Genomic DNA, 20,137 nt, shown 5'->3' on the forward strand with positions numbered 1-20,137 from the left:
GGATGGGCCGGTGTCCCGGACCGATCGTCCGGCGACCGTGTCGCCGTCGTCCTGCTGTACCTCGCCGTGCACGGCATGATCGTGGACGACCTCACCGTGCCCGATGTCCTCGCGGGTTCGGCGGGCGAGCTGATCGACGAGCTGTGCGGTCGCCTCCTGCCCCGTGATGCGGCAGGGAACGCCACGGGGAACGCCTGACCGGCCTGCTCTTCAACGGGGTGAGCGGGCCGAGGTGCCCCGGGGCAGGCCCGCCTGACCGGCAAGGTCGATGGCTGCCGTCTCGATCAGCTCGGCGACCGGTCCGGGCTGTGAGGCCAACGAGGCGTGGCCGGCGTCGAGTTCGATGATCTTGCGCGGGTCCATCCGCTGGGCCAGGTGGAGGGTGGTGACACGACCACCGAGCGTGCCCGGAGGGGCGGGCGGGTCGGGTGTGGGTCGAGAGGCCGCATCCGGACCGCCGGGGAGGCGTGTCTACCCGGGGACCTCCGTGCGCTCCCACCATTCGTAGACGGGCAACCTTCCCTCGGCCGTGTCCTGGTGGCGCGGCGTGGCCCTGAAGTGTTCGTACCCGCCACGGAACGGGATCTTGATATCGGGCCCGGGTGCGGTGACGGGGACGATCCGGTCGGGGAGATCGTCGGGGCCGCCTTCGAGGACTGCTTTCGGTGCGTCGGTCATGGCGAGAGTTTCTCCGGGCGGTGGTCCGGCTTCCTCATGACGCGCCGAAGGGGGCACCGCCACCCGCCGCGCCCCACTCCGACGGCGTGCGGATCCGGATCGCTGTCAGTCCTTGATCCGGTTCGCCAGGAGAGTGCCTCCGGTTGCCAGGACGAGACCGCCCAGGGTGAGAGGGCCGAGGTGCTGGTGGAGCAGCAGGGCCGCGAATCCGGCCGTGACCATGGGTACGAGGTAGAAGAGGCTGCTGACCTGGCTGGTGCCGTGGTGCTGGAGCAGGTGGTACAGCAGCCCCACGCCGACGATGGAATTGATGAGCGAGGCCCAGAGCAGCACCGGCCAGTATCCGGCGGTGAAGGTGACGTCGAAGCCCTCCCACAGGAGGGCGGGCACGAGAGCGGTGGCGGCCGCAGCCAGCAGCTGGACGGCGTTGCCGGAGACGGGGTCCATCCCGTGGCAGTGGCGTTTCTGCCAGATGGTGCCGACCGAGATGCCGAGCAGGCCGAGGAAGAGGAAGGCGAGGCCGCCGAGGCTGCCCTCGCCGACGTGGAGGCCGTCCCAGACGGCGAGGACGACCCCGCCGAGCCCCAGTGCGAGGCCGAGCAGCTGTCCCTTGGTGACGCGTTCGTTCAGTACGGGCACGGCGATCAGTGAGACGGTCAGCGGGTAGAGCGCGATGATCAGGGCCGCGACCCCGGACGGGACGCCGAGGTTCATTCCGGCGTAGATGCTGGAGAACTGCACGCCCTGGATCAGGATGCCCGCGATGGCGAGATGGCCCAGCAGCCGTCCGCGCGGCAGCTCCTTGCGCAGGACCAGGGCGATGGCGAGCAGGAGTCCGCCCGCGATCGCGAACCGCAGGCAGGCGAAGGTGAAGGGTGCGGCGTGCTGCAGTCCGAGCTTTCCCGAGATGAACCCGGAGCTCCAGACCACGACCAGGGCGATCCGGGCGACCACGCCGCCCCGCGTCGGACCGGCATCGTCGCCCGACCGGGGAGCCGCTGACCGGGTTTCCCTCAGGTCCACGTTCATGGCGCCTCCTGCATCTCGCGTGGAGTGGGGTTGACCCTTGGAGGGTGTACTTAAAACTGCACGGTAATGCGAGATATCGTCCGGCGGGGGAGGGTGGGAGCGATCTGCAGCATCCTGCAAGCCGGGTCGGGAGGGTCGGGAAGATCGGCCCGGTGCCCCCTATGTGGGGCGAGGGCTCCCCTCCTTTATGGGGCGAGGGCTCCCTCGGCATCCCGCCGTTGACCCCGCCTCTCATGCATCGTACGGTATGGCGCACGGCTGTGCTCTATTTAGTACGCCGCCTGGGATTGCTTGCTCGGCGGGGCAGAACGGGCGGTGGCGGATCTTGACCAGAGACAGGACGGGGCCAGATGAACGTCAATCTGCATGAACGCAAGCCCTACGGCTTAGGAGGGCTGGAGGACCAGGAAGAGCTCTATCAGCTCGCGGTGCGCACCCAGGTGCTGCGGCCCGGGCAGGCCGCGGCCCAGCTCGGCTGGAGCGTCGAACGCACGGCGCGGGCGGTGCGGCTGCTCTCGGAGGCCATGCTGCTCCAGCCGCTGCCCGGAGCGGAGGAATTCCTCCCGGTCACGCCCCGGGCGGCGGCCTTCCACCGGCTCGCTCCCCTGCAGCAGCAGATCGAGCGCATGGAGCGGCGCTCGCGGGAGATCCAGGCCGAGCTCGTCGGCTTCCACCGGGCGCACGAGGAGGCCCTGCGGGACGTCTCCGGCAGCGAGGCGCAGCGGATCCTCGCCGGGCAGCGGCCCCTCCGCGAGGAGATGGCCTCCGCCCTGGAGGAGTGCACCGGCGAGGTGATGCTCGGCCGGCCCGGCACCGGCTGGTGGGCCGGGGTCGCTCAGCAGCACACAGAGGAGGCGGCCGGAGTGCTCCAGAAGCGCGATGTGGCGGTGCGCGTCATCCACCAGCACGCCGCGCGCTTCGACCCAGCGACCCGGCAGCACGTGGCGGCCTTCGCCGAGGGCCGGAGCGAGGCACGCACCCTGGCCGGCCCCTTCGAGGGGGTCATCATCTTCGACCGGCAGCGGGCGATCGTCCCGCTGGAGGAAGCCCATCTCGCCGTCGTCGTGCGCGAGCCCGGGCTCGTGCGCTTCATGGTGGAGGTCTTCGAACGGACCTGGCGGGCGGCCACGGAGTTCGAGGGACAGGTCCGTACGACCGAGGTGAGCCGACTTCTCAGCGATGTCCGTGGCACCATCGTCCAACTCCTCGCCGAAGGGCAGACGGACGAAGTGATCGCGCGGCGCATCGGCGTCAGCGTCCGCACCTGCCGCAACCACATCGCCAAGATCTACCAGGAGCTCGGCGCCCGCAGCCGCTTCCAGCTGGGGGTCCTGATCGCCAGGTCGGGCCTCCTGGACCAGCTCCAGAACGATGCCGGGGCAGCGCAGGCTCCGCCTGCGTCCTCGGCGCTCTCCACCTCAAGAACCTAGGAAGTGCATATGGCCACCCCCGACCACTCCTCGATGCCTCCCGCGGCGGACCGGCCCTCCGAGCCCGGCTATCCGCGACCGGGCGAGGTCTTGCGCCGGCTCCGTACCCAGCGGGGCATGTCGCTGAGGCAGGTCTCCGCGGAATGCGGGCTGTCGGTGTCGTTCCTGGCGGCACTGGAGCGGGGTGAGACCGATATCGCACTGGAGCGGCTCAGCCGCCTCGCCGGGGTGTTCGGCCACGATGTGGGGTCCTTCCTCGGATTCTCCCGGGGGCGTGCCACGCCCTCGGTCTTCCCACTCCAGTCCCAGGAACGGCTGGAGCGGGCGCCGGGTGTCACGTACCACGTCCTGCGCTCCCCGGAACTCGGATACCAGGTGATCACGGCCGACTTCCAGCCGGGCAGCGGACTCAGTGAGGAGCTGCAGCACGAGGGGACGGACCTGATCGTCATGACCCGGGGCACCCTGGTGGCCCGCTACAACGGCGTGGACCACGAGCTGCGCGCCGGCGACTGCGTCCAGTGGTCGGCCGGCTATCCGCACACCTTCCGCAACGACAGTACGGAGCCCGCCCAGTTCGTCGGAGTGCTCTTCTCCAGTCTCTACTGAGCCCCTCTCACCGAGCACCTCCCATGCCCCCTACGGAATACAGAGAGGCACCCGTGTCCCACGTCGATGCCCAGCCGGGTGATGGCCGTTCGCCCGCCGTCACCCTCGCCGAGCTGCGCCTGCCGGACGAGGTCCGCGACCGGCTCGGAGAGCAACTCGCCTCCACGCGCGATCCGTTCGGGGACATCGACCGAGCCTCGGCCCGCTGCCACCAGGCGTTCGGACAGCTCCCCCTGGGCCTGCTCCAGCTGCTGCTGGACTTCGGCCGGCACTCCGACGCCCCCGGCGTCGTGTACCTGCGCAACCTCCCGGTGGACCCGCTGCTCCCGCCCACCCCCCGGGACGACGGACCGAGCCTCGGGAAACGGACGTTCACCGCCGAGGGGGTGCTGCTCGGGCTGAGCGGACTCCTCGGCGAGCCGGTGGGCTACCTCTCCGAGCGGGAGGGCCGCCTCGTGCACGACCTCGTCCCCGTCGCGCGCGGCGACGGAACGCGGACGAGCCAGGGCTCGACGGTCTTCCTCACCTTCTACAACGACCTGGTCCACGACTGCACGGGGTGCTACAGCCGCTCGAGCCCCGACTTCGTGGTGCTGAACTGTCTGCGGGCCGACCGCGAGAGCGAGGCGTGTACGTACTACGCCGACGCCCGCGACATCCTCGGGGTGCTCGACGAGGCGACCATCGATGTGCTGCGTTCCCCGGTCTTCCGGATGAGCGCGCCCGGCGGTTCCGTGAGCGCCCTCGGGGAAGGCCACGAGGTGTACTCCGAGCCGGTGCCGGTCCTGCGGGGACCGGGGGAGTTCCCGGAGGTCGTCAGCGCGGCCAACGGCGTACGGCCGCTGAGCCTGGCGGGGGAAGCGGCGTTCGAACTGTTCCAGACCGCTTGCCGTGCGGTGGCCCACGAGGTGCGACTGGCCCCGGGACAGGCGCTGCTCCTCCACAACCACAAGGGCGTGCACGCGCGTTCGCGGTACACCGCGCACTACGACGGGCGGGACCGCTGGCTCCAGCGGACCTATGTCCGGCGCAGCCTGTGGGACATCCGGCACCGTTCCGTGCCCGGACTGCGCCGCATCCACTGACCCCGCCGCCCGCCCGTACATGTCTCCGCCCCCGGACGCTCGTGCGCCGGGGGCGGAGACATGTACGGATCCGGGGTTACGGGAGCTTCCCGGCGGTGCGCAGCGAGTCCAGCACGGCCCGTACGGCCTCGGTGGACTGGTCCTCGCCGGTGGCCCGCTGGTGGTAGCAGAGACCGGCGGGGTTCTCCAGATTGACCTCGATCACGTGCGGATACGCCAGGTCGATCCCCGCGAAGTGGATGCCGTGGTCCCTCAGTTGCTTCCCGATGGCGCGGACGAAGGTCTCCTCGTCCGGGGTGAGTTGCAGCCTCTCGTAGCGTGCGCCGATGGTGGCATTGGCCCGGTTGTCGTTGTCCAGGGGGAAGCGGAGATAGCCGGAGACGGGGTTCTCGCCCGCGAGGATCACGCGCTTCTCGTGGGTGCGCGCATGCGGGAGGTACTCCTGCAGAACGGCGTAGCGCTCGGCCTTCCCGATGACGGTGCGGCCGTAACTGTCGTACCGCGAGGTGGCGTTGCCGGTGGCCGAGCTGAGCAGCGCCGCGCTGTTGCGGTCCTGGGCGCTGACGACGTACACATCGGCGCCGCAGCCCTCGTTGGGCGGCTTGAGGATCCACGGGCGGTCCGCGACGTCGGAGACGAGCCCGCCCAGGAAACCGGAGTCGTTCGACACGTACGAGGAGGGCCGGTGCCCGGGAGGCACGAGGGCGCCGAGAGTGACCTTGGAGTTGAGGAAGAAGAGGGCGCTCGCGCCGTTCACGAAGGGAACCCGCTGGTTGAGCAACCACAGGAGCTGGAAGTACTCGGTGCCCGCGTCGGGGTGGGGCCCGGCGAGCACCCACACCAGGTCGAAGTCCTCGGTCGGCCCGTGCGGGGTCTGCGGTGCCGGGAAGGGGTCGCCGGGGGCGATCGGGGCGGTCAGTCGCGTACGGTCGCACACGAGCACGGAGTCGTGCAGGGCGAGTGTGTGGACGTTCCCGATGTGCACGTCGTGGCCGTCGCGCAGCAGGGCGCTGGGGACGAGTGACTGGTTGTCGAGCTCGAACTCCTCTGCTCCCGACACCAGGACCAGGATCTTGTACGGCATGTCAGTCGCCTTCCTCGATGTTCTCGACGCCCTCGACGAGGTTCTCCATGAGCCAGTTCTCAGTCGCCAGCAGCCGCTCCTCCACCTGCTCAGGCCCGTCCCCGGAAACGATGGCGAAGCACAGGTGGTGGGCGCTGTGCCGGGTGGTCTCGCCGGGCGCGAGCTTCTCGTTCACCTCGTAGTGCCGCACCCAGGGGAACGGCGGCCTCCCCGGCGCCCGCACCGGGCGGCCCTGGGGCAGTACGGAGACGGAGCCGTGCACCAGGGCCGGCGGGTCCTGGGACGGTGCGGGCACGGGCAGCCCGCAGGACAGGCGCAACACGGCGGCGTGCGGGTCCACTCCGTAGGTGGCCAGCGTGAGTGCGGGGATCCGGTCGCCGCCGACCCGTGAGGCGATCTCGCACAGCACCAGCTCGTCGTCGGGCGTGTGGAAGACCTCCAGGTGGAACGCGCTCGTCGGAGGTGTCTCGAAGGCCTCCAGGACCTGGTCGAGATAGCTCTCCAGGCGGCGGGCGAAGGGGCTGTCCGAGCGCAGCTGCACCGATCCGTTGTTCTGCCCTGAGAAGACCCCCAGACAGCTGCGCAGATAGCGGGAGGAGGCCACGAAGCGGTAGCCGCCGGAGAGCACCGCGTCGATGTGGTACATCGGACCCTCGACGAACGCCTCCGCCATCAGGTCCTCCCGCCAGGGCAGTCGGCTGAAGTCGATGAGGTCGTCCTCGCCCCGCAGCACCGAGATGTCGCGCGAGCCGCCCTGTTTCACCGGCTTGACGACGACCGGATACCCGTGTTTCTCGACGAATTCCGTCAGGTCGGCGAAAGCGGCGAGGCGTACGAAGTCGGGCACGGGCACGGTCCGGCTCGCGGTCTCCTTCATGACGGCCTTGTCGCGGAAGGAGAGGGCGCTCGCGGAGGACTGGCCCGGGAGGCCGAAGTCCTCCCGGATGCGGGCGGCCCGCTCCAGGTCGTACTCGTTGTCGGTGATGACGTGGGTGAAGGGCCGCTCGCGCGCCATCCTGCGGATCATGAGCTCCGCGTACGGGACGGACTCGCACCCCGGCACGTACTCGTAGTGGGCCAGCCCCTCCGTGTGTTCCAGCTCGTGGTGGCTGAAGACGTGCAGCCGGTCCGGGCACTCGGGGAACATGGCCGGATAGTCCAGCCGGGGGCCGTAGTTGATGACGGCGATCCGCGGGTCCGCGTCGTCGTTCGGGGGGGTCGTGGTGGTCATGGTCGGGTGTCTCGCCTTCCGATGCCGCGTGGACGTGAGGGGCCGGCGCGCACTCAGTGCAGGCGCCGGGAGCCGGGGGTGGCCCGGTGGCGGATGGTCCACTGGCTGCGGCGTACATACGTCCGCTGGAGCCACCGGTCCCGGCCGTCGTACCGCGCCGTGAAGGAGGAACGGGCGTGCAGGCCCTTGCGGTTGTTGATGAGCAGCGCCTGCCCGGGGCGGAGGAAGACCTCGTGGGCGACCTCCCGGCAGGCCTCCTGCAGCCGGTCGAGCGCGGCGCGGGCCCGCCCGTCCAGCGCGCGGATCCCGTTGGCGGCCGCGGAGACCTCGGGGCAGGACTCGGGGCCGCTGATCATCGGGACCGGGTCGGAGAGCACCTCGCCGCCGCCCGCGACCTCCCGCACGTAACTGCCGGGGGCGTTCATCCGGAACAGCGGGCTGCGCAGGATCTCCAGGGTCGCCGGGTCCAGGGCGCGGCAGATGTCCCGGGCGTCGGCGTAGTACGTGCCCGCGATCTCCTCGTGGTCGGCGCGCAGGCAGCTGAGGACGAGGAAGTCCGGGCCGGCCAGGTCGTAGCGGCCGCTCTCGTCGTGGACGATGTCGTTGTGGAAGTTGAGGAAGACGGAGGACCCCTGGTTGGTTTGCGTCATGGCGCCCCCAGGCACCGGGACGACATCGTGCACCAGCTGTCCGTTCTTCTCCGTGGCGAAGCCGACCGGCTCGCCTAGCAGCCCGCTCAGCCCCAGCAGCACCCCCTCGGCGACGAAGGTGCTCTTGTCCGGGCAAGGACCGCCGTCCCGGGGGGTGTCCGGGAGCCACGGGTCGACCGGGGCGTTGCGGACGTACCCGACGCCGGGGGTGTCGGAGTGCCGCCCGAAGTCCAGGAGCTGTTGCAGCGTGGGGGTGGGCAGTTGGGCGAAGATCTGCAGGTATCGGGTCATCAGCCAGTCGATGTCGCGGCCCGGTCCGGGCAGCTCGGCCAGACGGCCGCCGAGAGCGTCACGTACCGGGTCCGGCAGGTCGATCGTGACCAGGGTGGATACCGCCGCGCGGGCGGGTGCGGGCGCTGTCATGTACGTACTCCTTCCGACTTCAAGGGATTCCGCGCGGGCCCGGGGTCAGACACGGGCGGGGGAGGGTGAAGGTCCTGGGCCGTCGTGCAGGCGTTGCGCGAGCCGTACGGCCGCCGCCTCGTCCCCGGCGGTGTGGACGACTCCGCGCCCTCCGTGGAGCGCGGTGACCGGGACACCGGCCGTGCGCCCGGGGTCGACGCCGTGCCGCAGTTGGGACTCCCGCTGGTCCGCGTAGCCGCCGATCACCGCCACCCGGGGGCCGTCCGTCAGCCGGAGCGACTGCACGCCGTCGGTGCGAAAGGCGCGGTGGGCCAGGTCCGCAGTGCTGTCGTCCGGGTATTCCAGCACGCGGGAGCGGAGGTTGAGAACGACGGCCGAGGCGGACGACTTCCCCGGGCCGATGACCGTTCCGGGGGTGAACGGCTCCTTGTTGTGCCGGCAGCGGATCTCGATGCCGTGCCGCTCCGCGAGGCGTACGGCGCGGTGGTGCAGCACTTTGGCGCCGTGCCGGGACATGGCGGTGGCGTCGGCGTACGAGACCTCCCGCAGCAGCCTGGTGCCGGAGACCTGGTTGGGGTCGCAGCTGTGGATGCCCTCCACGTCGGAGTGGATCTCGCACTGTGCGGCGCCGAGCGCCACGGCCGCGGCGACCGCCGACAGGTCGGAGCTGTTCTTGCCCAGCCAGGTGGGACGGGCGCGCCCGTCGGCGGCCTGGCCGCCGGGGACGACGACCACCTCGTGGGAGGCGAGCGCGCGGCGCAGCGGTTCCGGGTCGATGCGCTCCAGCCGGGCCCACATGAAGGTCTCGTCGGTGGTGAACCCGGTCTCGTGCCCGGCCAGCACGGTGGTGCTCAGTCCCAGTCGGTGCAGCGCTGCGGCGAGCAGCTGCGCGCTGACCGTGTCGGCGAGGGTGAGCAGTCCGGCCACCCGGTCGTCCCCGGGGTACGGGGCCACCTCGTGCAGGCGCTCCCGGAGCCGCTCGGTCTCCCCGGGCATCGCGCTGACCACGACCGCGAGGCGCTGCCGGGAGGACTCGATCCGTGCGCGGAGCGCGCGGGCCAGCTCGGTGTACGCCTCCGGTGCGGCGAAGCTGGAGCCGCCGAACTTGAGCACCGCGACGGAGCCGACGGGGGTCACAGCGCGCCCCGCGCGACGAGTTCCTCGGCGATCTGGAGGGCGTTGAGCGCGGCGCCGATGCGGAGATTGTCGGCGACGACCCACAGCCAGAAGCCGCGAGGATTGTGCGGGCTCACCCGGACGCGGCCCACGTGGACGTGGTTGGCCTCGTCGATGGTGCGCGGGGTGGGGAAGGCACCTGGGGTGTCCCGGTCGTGCACGGTGACCTCGGGCAGGGCGGCGAGCAGGGCGACGAGCTCCGCACGGTCCACCACGTCGTCGCACTCGATCCAGGCGGCCTCGGAGTGCCCGTTCCGCACGGGGACGCGCACACAGGTGGTGGTCACGTCGAGGTGGGGCAGGCCGAGGATCTTCCGGGACTCCTGGAGCATCTTCTGCTCCTCCATCGTGAAGCCGCTGTCCAGGAGCTCGTCGATGAAAGGAATCACGTTGAAGGCGAGGGTGGGGCTGAACTCCACCTGCGGGCCGGGCTCCGAGGGGTCCTCGAGTGCGGCCCGGGTGGCCTCGTACAGCTCCGCCGTCCCGGAGTGCCCACGCCCGGAGGCGGCCTGGTACGTGCTGACCACGGCCCTGCTCAGGCCCCACCGGTCCTCGACCGGACGCAACAGCCGTACCAGCGGGATCGTCGAACAGTTGGGGTTGGCGGCGATGCCGCTCGCGGGGCGCCGGGTGAGCGTCTCCGCGTTGACCTGCGGGACGACGAGCGGGGTGTCGGGGTCCATCCGGAAGGCGTTGGTGTTGTCGACGACCAGCGCCCCCTGACCGGCCGCCACCGGTGCCCACTTCCTGCTGACCTCGCTGCCGGCGGAGAAGAAGGCGAGGTCGACGCAGGAGAAGTCGAAGGTGTCCAGGGCTGATACCCGATGGTCCCGGCCGTCCACCTCCAGGGTGCGCCCGGCCGAGCGGGGCGAGGCGACGAGGTGGATCTCCCGGTAGCGGAAGGACCGGTCCTCGATGAGACCGATCAGTGTCTCGCCGACCGCGCCGGTGGCACCGACCAGGGCGATCCGGGGCGCGGTGGGGTCGTGCGGGGTGTGCGGCATGATGCTTCCCTTCGCTGGGGTACGCGCGGTGCGGGCGCGGAACTCATCGCAGGTCGGGCAGGAGACGGAGCAGGGCGCCGGGACGCGAGGACACGGGCAGCGCGTCGACGAAGTGCACGGCGGCACCGACGGCGGCCGCCCCCGCGTCGGCCACGCGGTCGTCACCGACCATCGCGGTGTCCGCGCCGTCCAGGCCCAGCAGGGTGAGGGCGGTACGGAAGAGCTCCGGGTCCGGCTTCTGGACGCCGTGCTCGAACGACAGCACGTACGCCTCCACGAACCGGTCGAGGCCGTGCGCCCGGAAGACGGGACGCAGGTCCCAGCCGATGTTGCTGACCACGGCGATGGGAATCCCGGCGCCGTGCAGCGTGCGGAGCACCTCCGCGGTATCCGGATAGGGCTGCCAGGCCGGAGCTGTCATATGGCGTTCGTAGAGCGCGTCGGCCAAGTGGGGCCAGGGCAGCCCGGCCGCGTGCAGCAGGCCGGTGAACGCCTTCCGGTGCCGTACGGCGTCCAGGTCACGCTCCCGCCACAGCTGTTCCAGGGCGGGGTCCACCTGGCGGGGAGCGGGACCGCCGGGAACCGCTCCGACCTCCCGCAGCCGCTGCGCCCAGTGGTGGATCTCGTCCTCGGCGGTGTCCGTTCCGGCCTCGGTGAGGACGGCGCGCAGCCAGTCCTGCGGGCTCTCCAGGTGGAAGAGCGTGCCGGAGAAGTCGAACATGCAGCCTTTGACGGGCATTCGGGCTCCTTCGTCGACAAGGGGGTTGTTCGGTGAGGGGTGGTCAGCGGGATGCCGGAGCGAAGCGGTCGATCCGGCCGATCGGCTCCTCGGGGTCCCAGCTGAGCCACGGAATATGGGCGTTGACCAGTTCGCCGTCCTCCCTGAGTACGGCGGCGGGCGGGTGGTTCATGTGCAGTAGTGGATCGTCGAAGTTGTCGAAGGCGGAGGCGAAGTCCATGCGGTAGGCGAAGTCGGTGTCCTCGCCGCCCCAGCCCTCGTACCGCTCGTCCATGCCGCCGATCCGGTGGAAGACGCTCGCGCGCACCCAGAGGCAGGCGCCCGGCGGGCGGCGCACCACGAAGCCCCGTACCTCCTCGGGGTCGGCCTCGGCCGCACCCTCGAACACCCTGCGGCGCACGGCGTGCGCCGTGGATTCCGCGGTCATGCCCAGCATGTTCCGGTAGGTGAGGTGCCCTCCCGTGCCGGGGCGCCGCAGCCGGGCCACGTTGCGGGCGACGAAGTCGCGGTCGGTGAGGACGTCCGCGTCCAGGATGCAGATGGCCTCGGCCTCGCCCCCGGTGTGCACCACACCGGCGTTGACCGCCCAGGATTTGTTGAAGGTGTCCGGCTTGGGGGCGAAGAGGTACTGGTCGACGTACGGCTCGATGACCTCCCGCCAGCGGGGTCGGTCGTCGGACTCCACGACCACGACCCGGAACCGCTCGCGCGGGAAGGACTGGTCGCCGAGCGAGAGCAGGCACGCCAACAGGTTCCGCAGCCGGGTGCCGTCGGTGTCGCGGTCCCGGAAGGGGATCACGACGAGGACGGGCGCGTCCGCCGCCGCGCAGGGGGCGTTGCGCGGTGCCGTCGCCCGCAGTTCTTCGAGGGGCAGCGGAGCCGCGCCGGCCCGGTAGCGCGCACCGAGGTGGTGGCCTAGACGGTTGTCGCGCTCGGCCCGCCAGGCCGCGTCGAACAGCGCGGCCGTGGTGGGGGACGCCGGGTCGGCCGCCACGAGCGCGCGGACGAGGGCGCGGTGACGGGCCGGGTCCTCGGGGGCGGCGCGCAGGGCGCCCGTCAGGGAGCGCAGCTCCGGGTCGTCGAGCTTTTCCGCGGCCCGCTCCACGTCCAGGACCAGCGACCGGTATTTCTCCCAGAAGAAGACGCAGCTGCGACGGGATTCCGGGTCCGCGGAGACGACCAGAATGTCGGCGACCGCGGTGGCGAGAACATGCGGATCGGTGGGCTGAATTCCAGGCATTTTCTCTTCCTTAGATCCGTCAGGCGGTGGCGGAGGTGGATTTCGGGGTGTATTCGGAGACGTGCTGCGACGAATTCCTTCGCTGATGCGCGGCGAAGGTGCACATCAGCACGGCGGAGAGCACGGCCAGGAGGCTGACGAGCCCGAGTGCCGCGCGCAGGCCGACGGCCTCGGCGGCGAAACCGATCAGCGGCGGACCCATCAGCATCCCGGTGCCGTTGATGCTGGAGACATAGGTGAGGGCGGGGCCGAACCGTTCGCCGCCCAGGCCGCCCGCCATGGAGAAGACCACGGGCACGACGACGGACAGACCGAGCCCGAGTGCGGTGAATCCGCACAGGGCGAGGAGCGGGTCACTGGAGGCGAGGGAGAGGCCGAAGAGCGTCCCGGTCGGTGCCGCCGCGCAGACCACGGTGCGCAGACCGCCCCAGCGGGCGGTCAGCCGGTCGCCCGCCAGCCGCCCCGCCGCCATCGCCACGGAGAACAGCGCGTATCCCAGGGAGGCGAAGCCGGCCGACCGGCCCAGGTCCTCGTGCAGGTACAGCGCGCTCCAGTCGGCGGCCGCCCCTTCCCCGGCCGCGGCGCACAGCCCCGTGACGGCCAGCAGGGTGAGCGGCAGCCGCAGCCGGCGGGGGACCGGGACCCAGGCGCGCGAGGCGTCCCGCTGCCGGGGCGGGCGCGTGGGCAGCAGCCGTACCGAGGCCACCGCGGCGAGCACGCCCAGCGCCACCGCCACCAGTGCGAAGTGTGTACGGGGGTTGACGCCGTGCGCCGCCATCACGCCCCCGAAGAGCGCTCCGGCGAGCCCTCCCGCACTGAACGAGGCATGCAGGGAGGACATGACCGGACGCCTGCGCAGCCGCTCCAGCTCCACGCCGTGCGCGTTCATCCCGACGTCCATCAGCCCCATGGCGGCGCCGAAGAGCACGAGCGCCACGCCGAGCCTGGCCGGGCCGTGCACGAAGGCCGGCGGGAGCAGCGTCAGGCAGGCGAGCGCGGCGCCGGCCCGGGTGACCGGGACGGTCCCGGCCCGGGTGACCAGCTGGCCCGCGAGCTGCTTCGCGAGCAGCGCGCCGAACGCGATACCCAGCAGCGTCAGCCCCAGCACCCCGGTGTCCGCGTCGACCTGTTCCTTGATGGTGGGGACCCGCGAGGCCCAGGTGCCGAACAGCGCGCCGTTGACGAAGAACACACCGGTGAGACCTGCACGGGCCGCACGGAGCCGGGTGGGGCTCGTGGCGGATCCTTGTTCGCGAACCATTTCATGTACTCCGGGGAATCGGTTCCGTTGCCCGCCGGGGCGATGACGGACGGCAGGGAATTCCAGTGATACGGCGTGGTTCCGCAATTCTTTCCGGGGCGTGAATGCGCCGGTACCCCGGCGCCCGGGGAAGAACTTGCAATGCAGCAAGCTGAGGTTCGCAGCGGCCGGCGCGCGACAGCCGGCGTCAGCCGGCCGTCATGAGGGCCCTGGACAGTGCGGCGTGCAGGATGTCCACCGCCGTGTCCACCTCCGCCGCGGTGCAGTTCAGCGGGGGCAGCAGTCTCAGTACGCCGTCGTCCCGGCCGCCCAGCTCGATGATGAGCCCCCGTAGCAGTGCCTCGCGCTGGACGTGCAGCGCCAGCTCGGAGGCGGGCTCTCCGGTCGCCGGGTCGGCGAGCTCCACTCCGGTCATCAGACCCAGCCCGCGGATGTCGGAGACCCGCGGGGTCAGCGCGCGCAGCTCCGTCAGCCGCCGGGTGAGCTGGGCGGAGCGCTCCCGTACGTTGGCAAGCACGCCGTCCCTGCGGACCGCCTCGATGGTCGCCACGCCCGCGGCGAAGGCGGCCTGGTTGCCGCGGAAGGTGCCGCTGTGCGCGCCGGGGAGCCACACGTCGAGGCGTTTGTCGTAGAGGATCACCGCGGCGGGCAGCCCCACTCCGCTCAGCGCCTTCGAGGCGACGACGACATCGGGTTCGATGCCGTACTGCTCGAAGGCGAACCAGGTCCCAGTGCGCCCGCAGCCGCTCTGCACCTCGTCCACGATCAGCGGGATGTCCAGTTCCCGGGTCACCGCCCACAGCCGCCGCACGAATTCGGGATCGGCGGGGATCACCCCGCCCTCCCCCTGGACCAGTTCGAGGATCACGGCGGCCGGGAGCGGGATGCCGCCGTTGGGGTCGGTGAGGGAACGCTCCAGGTATCCGGCGCAGTTGACCGCGCATGTGTTCCGCTTCAGGCCGAGCGGGCAGCGGTGGCAGTGTGCGTACGGGAAGAAGTGCACCCCGGGCATCCGGCCGCCGACCGGGGCCTTCTGCGCGACCAGTCCGGTGATGGAGAGGGTGGCCAGGGAGCTGCCGTGGAAGCCGCCCTGGAAGCTGATCACGTCAGTGCGCCCGGTGGCCGTCTTGCACAGCTTCAGCGCCGCCTCGACGGCGTTGGCCCCGGTCGGCCCGCAGAAGTGGATCTTCGTACGGGAGGGCATGGACCCCGGGAGCATCCCGAGCGTCAACTCGGTGAACTCGTCCTTGACCGGGGTGGGGAAGTCCAGTCCGTGGACGAGTTCGTCCAGCTGTCGATGGGCTGCGGCGAGCGGCTCCGGGGGGTTGTGGCCCAGCGGAAGGACGCCGGCTCCGCTGAGGAAGTCGAGGAAGACATTGCCGTCGAGGTCCTCGAGGAAGCTGCCCTCGCCCCGCTTCACCGCGAACGGCAGCCGCCGGGGATACGTGCGGGCGTTGGACTCGCGCCGGGCCTGCCGTTCGAGCAGCTCCGCGCTGCGCGGACCGGGCAGCGGGCCGCGTACGGACGGCCCCCGGTAGCGCGGGGCGTCCTGCGTGCGCGCGGGGGCCGGGTAGGCGGACGCGGGGAGACGGGTGGGCACGATCATGATTCACTCCTGGAGGAGGACGGGGCACTGAGCGCGGGTACGTGCGCGGGCCGCCCGGTACGGCGCACCCGGCAGGCCGCCGCGGCGAGGACCGTGACGACGACGGCCTGCCCGGCGGCGTACAGCCAGAACTGTCCCGTGGAGCCGCCCGGCTGGGAGACGGCGTAGAGCTGTCCGCCGACGATCCCGCTGAGCAGGGAACCGCCGCCGAGCGCCAGCCGCTGGCTGCCGACCGCCAGAGTGGGGCGGTCCGGTACGGCCCGCAGGGCCTCGAGTTCGTTCTTGAGGAAGAGCACCCCCTCGGCCACGCTGATCAGCACCGTGCCGAGCAGCACGAAGGCGACCCCGGGCCGTGCGAGGACGAGCAGCCCCAGCGTCAGGGCGGGGAAGGCGATCAGCACGGCGGTGACGTACCGGATCCGGCCGATCCAGCGTGCCGCCGGAGGCTGGCCGAGCACCACCAGGGCGCTGTTGAGTATCAGTGCCGTGCTGTACAGGAACGTCGAGTGCGTCGCGGTGACGAAGAGGCCCAGGTAGTTCTGGAAGTACCAGTAGACGTACGCGGTCGCGAGGGCGACCAGGACGGGCGCGGTCAGGAACGCCCGTCCCCAGTCGCCGCGTCGGTCCCGGGCGGCGGCGGCCGACGCCGTGGCCGGCGTGCCCGGAAGCAGCACCAGGTGCGTCACCGTCATCGCCGCGAACATCACGGCCACGACGGTGAACACCAGCAGCGGCATCCGGGAGATCAGCAGCCCGGAGGCCAAAGTGCCCAGGGCCATTCCGGAGCTGAGGGCCGAGTTGTTCACCGACAGCAGGACCGGACGGTGCTCCTCGGAGACCTCCGAGACCAGGTACGCCTTGTTGGCGGGGGAGTAGAGGGTGTCCCCCAGCGCGGTGAGCAGCACGGCGACGACGGCCACCGCCGGCTTGGTCAGGCCCACCGCGAACAGCGCGAAGCCCGCCGTCCGTACGGTCAGCCCGGTCACCATGGAGCGCTTCCAGCCGATCCGTTCGGCCACCAGACCGCCACCGAGAGCCCCGGCGAACTGCAGGAAGGAGGTGACCCCGAGCAGCAGCCCGACGGGCCCCATCGCCATGCCCAGCCGGTCGTGCAGCAGGATCGCCAGGTACGGCAGGATCATGAAGCTGGCCAGCGGCATGAAGAACGAGGTCACGAGCAGGAAGCGCAGCGGTCCGGGGAGGCCGACCACCCCGGACCACAGCTCAGAACGACGGATGCCAGACATCGCCGTCCTCGTATTCCACCCAGTACGTGCGGGAGATCTCCTTCTGCACCTGCTCGGCCGCCGCGTGGTCCGGCAGCCGCAGCCAGATCAGCCCGGGGCGTCCGCCGGAGTTGTCGGTCACGGGAGCCGGGACCTCCCCCGGCCGGATGGAGATCTCGAAGTCCTCGACCCCCTCGATCCCGCGCAGCAGCCCGGGGTCGGCGGTGGCGCGGACCCGCTTGCGGGGCGGTGTCAGCGAGAGGCACTTCCCCACCGCCGTGTACGGCGGCAGGTGCGGGGAGCTGACATCCGCGCCGTCCGGCAGCAGACTGCGCAGGACCGTGCCGATCTCGTCCACGCCCGTGGCGTGTTCGACCATGCGCCAGATCCGCATGCCGCCGATCCGGGGCTGGGACTCGATGACCACGGGCCGGCCGTCAGCGGCGATCTTGACCTCGGTGTGGGTGAGCCCCCAGTCGTGGCCGAGCACGTCGAGGAAGGCCAGGACCGTACGGCTGATCTCCGGGAGGGGTGTGTCGTACGGGGGCGGCGGCGGTACGGAGATCTCCGTGATCGCCAGATTCGGATGCGTGGAGAGCCGGCCGGCCGAGACCCCGGCGATGTGATGACGGCCGCCCAGGGTTACCGTTTCCACGCTGTAGACCATGTCGCCCGGCACGAACTCCTCGGCCAGGTACGGGCCTTCGCGCCAGAACCGGTCGTCGTCCAGCGTCGCCCACAGCTCCTCCTCGGTGAGGATCTGGCGCACGCCGACGCTTCCCGCACCGGACACGGGCTTGATGACCATCGGCACCCCCTGGCGGGCGTGGAACTTCCGGAGTCCGGCGGGATCCGTGACCCGCGCCCAGGCGAGTGCGAGCCCGGGGTGGCCGGCGAGCAGGTCGCGCATCAGGTCCTTGTAGTGGGTGGCCGCCACCGTGTTCAGGGAGAGCCCGCGGATGCCGAGGGCGTCGGCGACGACGGCGGAGCTCTCGGTGCCGAACTCCCCGAAGGAGACGGCCGCGTGCAGCGGCTGCGCCTCGTGGATACGGCGGGCGGCGGCCAGCACGGCGGCGGTCCGGTCGGCCGGTGTCTCGTGCACGAACCGGCAGCACGCGAGGATCTCCCGGTCATCCGCGGAGAACTCGGTGGTGTCGCCGATGAAGCTCACGTCGAAGCCGAGCGCGAGCGCCGCCTCCGGCACTCCGGCCCAGCCGCTGAGGACGAGGAGGTGGAGCGGCTGCTCAGACATCGCCGTCACCCGCCATCCGGATCCGCACCTCGCCGGCGGCGGAGAGCGCGTTCTGGAGCGCGGTCTCACTGGTGGCGCCGGTGGCGAGCACCATGGCGACACAGCCGTCCTGGTTCGTGACCGTCCGCACGTCCGTGCCCGGCGGCAGCGAGGAGTGGAGGGCGGGCTCGCCCGGATGCCCGCGGAGCGCCTCCAGCCCTTCGCAGCCCAGGTAGACGCCGGGGTGCGGGGGGTAGAGCAGCACGTGGGAGACGCCCCGACGGGGAGTCGGAGAGGTGTCGAGCAGGGCGGGGCGGCGACGCAGGGCGAGGTCGACGAAGGACTCGTAGAGGTTGATGTCCATCGCCCGTGAGATGGCCTCGCCGACCAGGGCACCGCCGAGCCGGGGATTGATCTCGACGACCTCGAAGCCGTCGTCCCCCAGGATGAACTCGGTGTGGGCGAAGCCCTCCTCGTACTCCACGGCCTTGAGCACCCGTTCGATCCACTGCGCGAGCTCGTCGGCCGGCCCGTCGGGCAGCCGGACGGGGAAGCTCAGCGCCTCCTCCCGGAAGGCCGGGGGCGCGGACATGATGCGGCTGTTGAGGCCGATCACCCGGGTCTGCCCCTCCCAGGTGATCGTCTCGACGCTGTAGAGCGGCCCCAGGAAGTAGGGCTCGGCGGTCGGCGTCCCGCGAAGCGTGCGGGTCCGCATCTCGGCCAGGACGCCGACGAGTTCGTCCATTGTGCGGGCCAGCCAGACGTGCTCGCTCGACGTGCCGGAGCTGTCCTTGACGATCAGGGGGAGACCGACCCGGCAGGCCAGGGTGGAGGCGTCGTCCGCGTTGGTGACCGTGGAGCCGGCGGAGCGGGAGAGCCCGTACTCGTACAGCCGGCGGCGCAGCCGGGCCTTGTCACGGACCAGGCGCACCCCCTCGGGCGGCTGTCCCGGCAGCCCGAGCTGCTCACGGGCGGCGAGGGCGACCAGGCTCCAGGTGTCGGTGGTGCTGAGCAGCCCTGTCAGGTCACCGATCTCCCGTGCCACCGCGACGACCTGCCGCACGTCGTGGGTGTCCACGTCGTGCACCACCAGGTGCGGGCTGTCGAGGCGGGCGAGCTCGTGCGCGTACTCCCGGCGGTTCTCGGTCAGGAGGTGGACGGTGAGTCCCTCCTTCTCGGCGGCGGCCACCAGCCGGCCCAGGCCGAACTGGAGCCATTCGAGAGCGATGAGATTGCGCCCGGCGGGCGCGGGAAGCGAATTGCTCACAGCAGGACCTCCTTGCTGCGCGAAGGGGCGGGTGCGGCGCCGGGTACGGAGGCGACGTACTTCTTGTGACGGTCGGTGCGGGGACGGACCGCGCCGAGCGGCTGGAAGTCGCGGCGCTTCCAGTCCATGACCGACCAGGGGAAGGCGAGCTGGTCGAGTGCGTCGATACGGCGCGGGGTCAGCGACTCGATGCTTTCGTCCCCCTGCGGGCGTCCGTAGACGTTCTCCGCGTAGCGGTGTCCGGTGTCGGCCGCGATGAAGACGCACGGGCGCTCCGGAGCGTGCGCGGCCTCCCAGGTGGCGGCCAGGTAGTTGCAGCCCGAGGACATGCCGGCGTAGACGGCGTGCCGTCGCAGCAGTGCGGTCGTGGCCGCCACCGCGCTCTCGTAGCCGATCCAGTGCACCCGGTCGTACAGCTCGTAGCGCACGTTGCGCATGACGATGGGGCTGCCGATCCCGGAGATGCTGGCCACCGGGTCCTCGACGGGCTCACTGCCGAAGGTGACGCTCTCGAAGGGCTGGACGCCCACGAGCGTGACATCGGCGCCCATCTCCCGCAGATACGAGGTGAGTCCGCCGGTCGAGGCCCCCGTACCCACCCCGCCGACCAGAGTGAGCGGTGCGCCGCCGAACTCCTTGAGGAGCAGGTCGGCGCAGGCACGGTAGCCGAGGTAGTGCACGTCGTCGTGGTACTGCTGCATCCAGTGGACGTCGTCCTCGGTGTCGAGGATCTCGGCGACCCGGTCGAGGCGGGCACGCTGGTCCATCTTGTCGACCAGCGGGCCCGCCGGTATTTCGACCTGGTCGACCCGCGCACCCAGCATCTCGAACTGCCGGCGCATGGTGTCGTCGAGTTTGGTCGAGCAGACAATGCGGCATTTCATTCCGTACTTGTGGCAGGCCAGGGCGAGCGAGTGGCCATATGTGCCGCTCGAACTGTCCATGAGGGTGTCGCCGGGTTTGACAACTCCGTCGGCCAGGAGCCGCCGTACCGCTTCGAGCGCCGAGTGGAGCTTCATCATTTCGAAGCGCAATACATGGACATTGCGGTCCAGCCGGACAACATCAGGCTCTTTCATCGCGTCCGCGATGTGATCGAGCACGGCACCATCCTGTTCTGTGAAAGAGACCGTTCGAACGTGGAAGAAGGAATTTCCGAGGCGCACGG

The 20,137-nt window shown here is 71.0% G+C and carries 20 protein-coding genes; 4 read left to right on the forward strand and 16 right to left on the reverse strand.

Annotation, left to right across the window (positions count from 1 at the left end):
* Positions 1-75 precede the first annotated feature (75 nt).
* Positions 76-198: a hypothetical protein gene (locus OG978_RS42580; RefSeq protein ID WP_326770453.1), complete on the forward strand. Its 123-nt coding sequence runs from the start codon at positions 76-78 to the stop codon at positions 196-198.
* Positions 199-210: 12 nt separating this feature from the next.
* Here OG978_RS42580 and OG978_RS42585 read toward each other — a convergent pair whose 3' ends face one another.
* From OG978_RS42585 to OG978_RS42595, 3 genes are all read right to left on the reverse strand, one after another.
* Positions 211-363 carry a hypothetical protein gene (locus OG978_RS42585; RefSeq protein WP_326770454.1) on the reverse strand — a complete coding sequence of 51 codons (153 nt, stop codon included), beginning with the start codon at positions 361-363 and terminating at the stop codon, positions 211-213.
* Positions 364-471: 108 nt separating this feature from the next.
* Positions 472-678, reverse strand: coding sequence for a DUF5988 family protein (locus tag OG978_RS42590; protein WP_326770455.1), 207 nt, complete (start codon positions 676-678; stop codon positions 472-474).
* 105 nt (positions 679-783) lie between these two features.
* On the reverse strand, positions 784-1,707 hold the full coding sequence (locus OG978_RS42595) for a DMT family transporter (protein WP_326770456.1): 924 nt from the start codon (positions 1,705-1,707) through the stop codon (positions 784-786).
* 350 nt (positions 1,708-2,057) lie between these two features.
* Between OG978_RS42595 and OG978_RS42600 the strand changes: the two genes are divergently transcribed.
* Genes OG978_RS42600 through OG978_RS42610 form a run of 3 tightly spaced genes read left to right on the forward strand, consistent with a single transcriptional unit; the run spans position 2,058 to position 4,831 of the window.
* On the forward strand, positions 2,058-3,137 hold the full coding sequence (locus OG978_RS42600) for a helix-turn-helix transcriptional regulator (RefSeq protein ID WP_326770457.1): 1,080 nt from the start codon (positions 2,058-2,060) through the stop codon (positions 3,135-3,137).
* Between the two features lie 9 nt (positions 3,138-3,146).
* Positions 3,147-3,746 (forward strand): helix-turn-helix domain-containing protein, encoded by a 600-nt coding sequence (locus OG978_RS42605; RefSeq protein ID WP_326770458.1) that lies wholly within the window; start codon positions 3,147-3,149, stop codon positions 3,744-3,746.
* A 53-nt stretch (positions 3,747-3,799) separates the two neighbouring features.
* Positions 3,800-4,831, forward strand: coding sequence for an oxygenase (locus tag OG978_RS42610; protein ID WP_326770459.1), 1,032 nt, complete (start codon positions 3,800-3,802; stop codon positions 4,829-4,831).
* A gap of 76 nt (positions 4,832-4,907) precedes the next feature.
* On the opposite strand, the gene OG978_RS42615 is transcribed toward OG978_RS42610, so the two are convergent.
* The 13 genes from OG978_RS42615 to OG978_RS42675 all read right to left on the reverse strand — a co-directional run bounded on the left by OG978_RS42615 (position 4,908) and on the right by OG978_RS42675 (position 20,072).
* Positions 4,908-5,915, reverse strand: a complete 1,008-nt coding sequence (locus tag OG978_RS42615; protein WP_326770460.1) for an ATP-grasp domain-containing protein — start codon at positions 5,913-5,915, stop codon at positions 4,908-4,910.
* 1 nt (position 5,916) lies between these two features.
* Positions 5,917-7,146 carry an ATP-grasp domain-containing protein gene (locus OG978_RS42620; RefSeq protein WP_326770461.1) on the reverse strand — a complete coding sequence of 410 codons (1,230 nt, stop codon included), beginning with the start codon at positions 7,144-7,146 and terminating at the stop codon, positions 5,917-5,919.
* 53 nt (positions 7,147-7,199) lie between these two features.
* Positions 7,200-8,219 carry a TauD/TfdA family dioxygenase gene (locus tag OG978_RS42625; protein WP_326770462.1) on the reverse strand — a complete coding sequence of 340 codons (1,020 nt, stop codon included), beginning with the start codon at positions 8,217-8,219 and terminating at the stop codon, positions 7,200-7,202.
* Positions 8,220-8,264: 45 nt separating this feature from the next.
* Positions 8,265-9,356, reverse strand: a complete 1,092-nt coding sequence (locus OG978_RS42630; protein WP_326770463.1) for an amino acid kinase family protein — start codon at positions 9,354-9,356, stop codon at positions 8,265-8,267.
* Positions 9,353-10,399 (reverse strand): aspartate-semialdehyde dehydrogenase, encoded by a 1,047-nt coding sequence (locus tag OG978_RS42635; protein ID WP_326770464.1) that lies wholly within the window; start codon positions 10,397-10,399, stop codon positions 9,353-9,355. The genes OG978_RS42630 and OG978_RS42635 overlap by 4 nt, the downstream gene beginning before the upstream one ends.
* A 43-nt stretch (positions 10,400-10,442) precedes the next feature.
* The gene (locus tag OG978_RS42640; protein ID WP_326770465.1) at positions 10,443-11,138 is read right to left on the reverse strand and encodes an HAD family hydrolase; all 696 of its coding nucleotides are present in this window, start codon (positions 11,136-11,138) and stop codon (positions 10,443-10,445) included.
* A 43-nt stretch (positions 11,139-11,181) separates the two neighbouring features.
* A complete protein-coding gene (locus OG978_RS42645) occupies positions 11,182-12,378 on the reverse strand; it encodes a glycosyltransferase (protein ID WP_326770467.1) in 1,197 nt (398 codons plus the stop codon).
* A 19-nt stretch (positions 12,379-12,397) separates the two neighbouring features.
* Complete coding sequence (locus OG978_RS42650) at positions 12,398-13,639, reverse strand: MFS transporter (RefSeq protein WP_326770468.1); 1,242 nt, start codon at positions 13,637-13,639, stop codon at positions 12,398-12,400.
* Positions 13,640-13,826: 187 nt separating this feature from the next.
* Positions 13,827-15,245 (reverse strand): diaminobutyrate--2-oxoglutarate transaminase family protein, encoded by a 1,419-nt coding sequence (locus tag OG978_RS42655; RefSeq protein ID WP_326770469.1) that lies wholly within the window; start codon positions 15,243-15,245, stop codon positions 13,827-13,829.
* Positions 15,242-16,492, reverse strand: coding sequence for an MFS transporter (locus OG978_RS42660; RefSeq protein WP_326770470.1), 1,251 nt, complete (start codon positions 16,490-16,492; stop codon positions 15,242-15,244). Before OG978_RS42660 ends, OG978_RS42655 begins: the two co-directional genes overlap by 4 nt.
* Positions 16,470-17,723: an ATP-grasp domain-containing protein gene (locus OG978_RS42665; RefSeq protein ID WP_326770471.1), complete on the reverse strand. Its 1,254-nt coding sequence runs from the start codon at positions 17,721-17,723 to the stop codon at positions 16,470-16,472. Before OG978_RS42665 ends, OG978_RS42660 begins: the two co-directional genes overlap by 23 nt.
* Positions 17,716-18,969 carry an ATP-grasp domain-containing protein gene (locus OG978_RS42670; protein ID WP_326770472.1) on the reverse strand — a complete coding sequence of 418 codons (1,254 nt, stop codon included), beginning with the start codon at positions 18,967-18,969 and terminating at the stop codon, positions 17,716-17,718. Before OG978_RS42670 ends, OG978_RS42665 begins: the two co-directional genes overlap by 8 nt.
* Complete coding sequence (locus OG978_RS42675) at positions 18,966-20,072, reverse strand: pyridoxal-phosphate dependent enzyme (protein ID WP_326770473.1); 1,107 nt, start codon at positions 20,070-20,072, stop codon at positions 18,966-18,968. The genes OG978_RS42670 and OG978_RS42675 overlap by 4 nt, the downstream gene beginning before the upstream one ends.
* Between the last annotated feature and the right edge of the window lie 65 nt (positions 20,073-20,137).

This window comes from Streptomyces sp. NBC_01591, assembly GCF_035918155.1.
Taxonomy (GTDB): domain Bacteria; phylum Actinomycetota; class Actinomycetes; order Streptomycetales; family Streptomycetaceae; genus Streptomyces.

Excerpts from the sequence above, each read along its gene's own strand:
- OG978_RS42580 (WP_326770453.1), top strand. The coding sequence starts at position 76 with ATGATCGTGGACGACCTCACCGTGCCCGATGTCCTCGCGGGTTCGGCG.
- OG978_RS42585 (WP_326770454.1), bottom strand. The coding sequence starts at position 363 with ATGGACCCGCGCAAGATCATCGAACTCGACGCCGGCCACGCCTCGTTG.
- OG978_RS42590 (WP_326770455.1), bottom strand. The coding sequence starts at position 678 with ATGACCGACGCACCGAAAGCAGTCCTCGAAGGCGGCCCCGACGATCTC.
- OG978_RS42595 (WP_326770456.1), bottom strand. The coding sequence starts at position 1,707 with ATGAACGTGGACCTGAGGGAAACCCGGTCAGCGGCTCCCCGGTCGGGC.
- OG978_RS42600 (WP_326770457.1), top strand. The coding sequence starts at position 2,058 with ATGAACGTCAATCTGCATGAACGCAAGCCCTACGGCTTAGGAGGGCTG.
- OG978_RS42605 (WP_326770458.1), top strand. The coding sequence starts at position 3,147 with ATGGCCACCCCCGACCACTCCTCGATGCCTCCCGCGGCGGACCGGCCC.
- OG978_RS42615 (WP_326770460.1), bottom strand. The coding sequence starts at position 5,915 with ATGCCGTACAAGATCCTGGTCCTGGTGTCGGGAGCAGAGGAGTTCGAG.
- OG978_RS42620 (WP_326770461.1), bottom strand. The coding sequence starts at position 7,146 with ATGACCACCACGACCCCCCCGAACGACGACGCGGACCCGCGGATCGCC.
- OG978_RS42625 (WP_326770462.1), bottom strand. The coding sequence starts at position 8,219 with ATGACAGCGCCCGCACCCGCCCGCGCGGCGGTATCCACCCTGGTCACG.
- OG978_RS42635 (WP_326770464.1), bottom strand. The coding sequence starts at position 10,399 with ATGCCGCACACCCCGCACGACCCCACCGCGCCCCGGATCGCCCTGGTC.
- OG978_RS42640 (WP_326770465.1), bottom strand. The coding sequence starts at position 11,138 with ATGCCCGTCAAAGGCTGCATGTTCGACTTCTCCGGCACGCTCTTCCAC.
- OG978_RS42645 (WP_326770467.1), bottom strand. The coding sequence starts at position 12,378 with ATGCCTGGAATTCAGCCCACCGATCCGCATGTTCTCGCCACCGCGGTC.
- OG978_RS42650 (WP_326770468.1), bottom strand. The coding sequence starts at position 13,639 with ATGGTTCGCGAACAAGGATCCGCCACGAGCCCCACCCGGCTCCGTGCG.
- OG978_RS42655 (WP_326770469.1), bottom strand. The coding sequence starts at position 15,245 with ATGATCGTGCCCACCCGTCTCCCCGCGTCCGCCTACCCGGCCCCCGCG.
- OG978_RS42660 (WP_326770470.1), bottom strand. The coding sequence starts at position 16,492 with ATGTCTGGCATCCGTCGTTCTGAGCTGTGGTCCGGGGTGGTCGGCCTC.
- OG978_RS42665 (WP_326770471.1), bottom strand. The coding sequence starts at position 17,723 with ATGTCTGAGCAGCCGCTCCACCTCCTCGTCCTCAGCGGCTGGGCCGGA.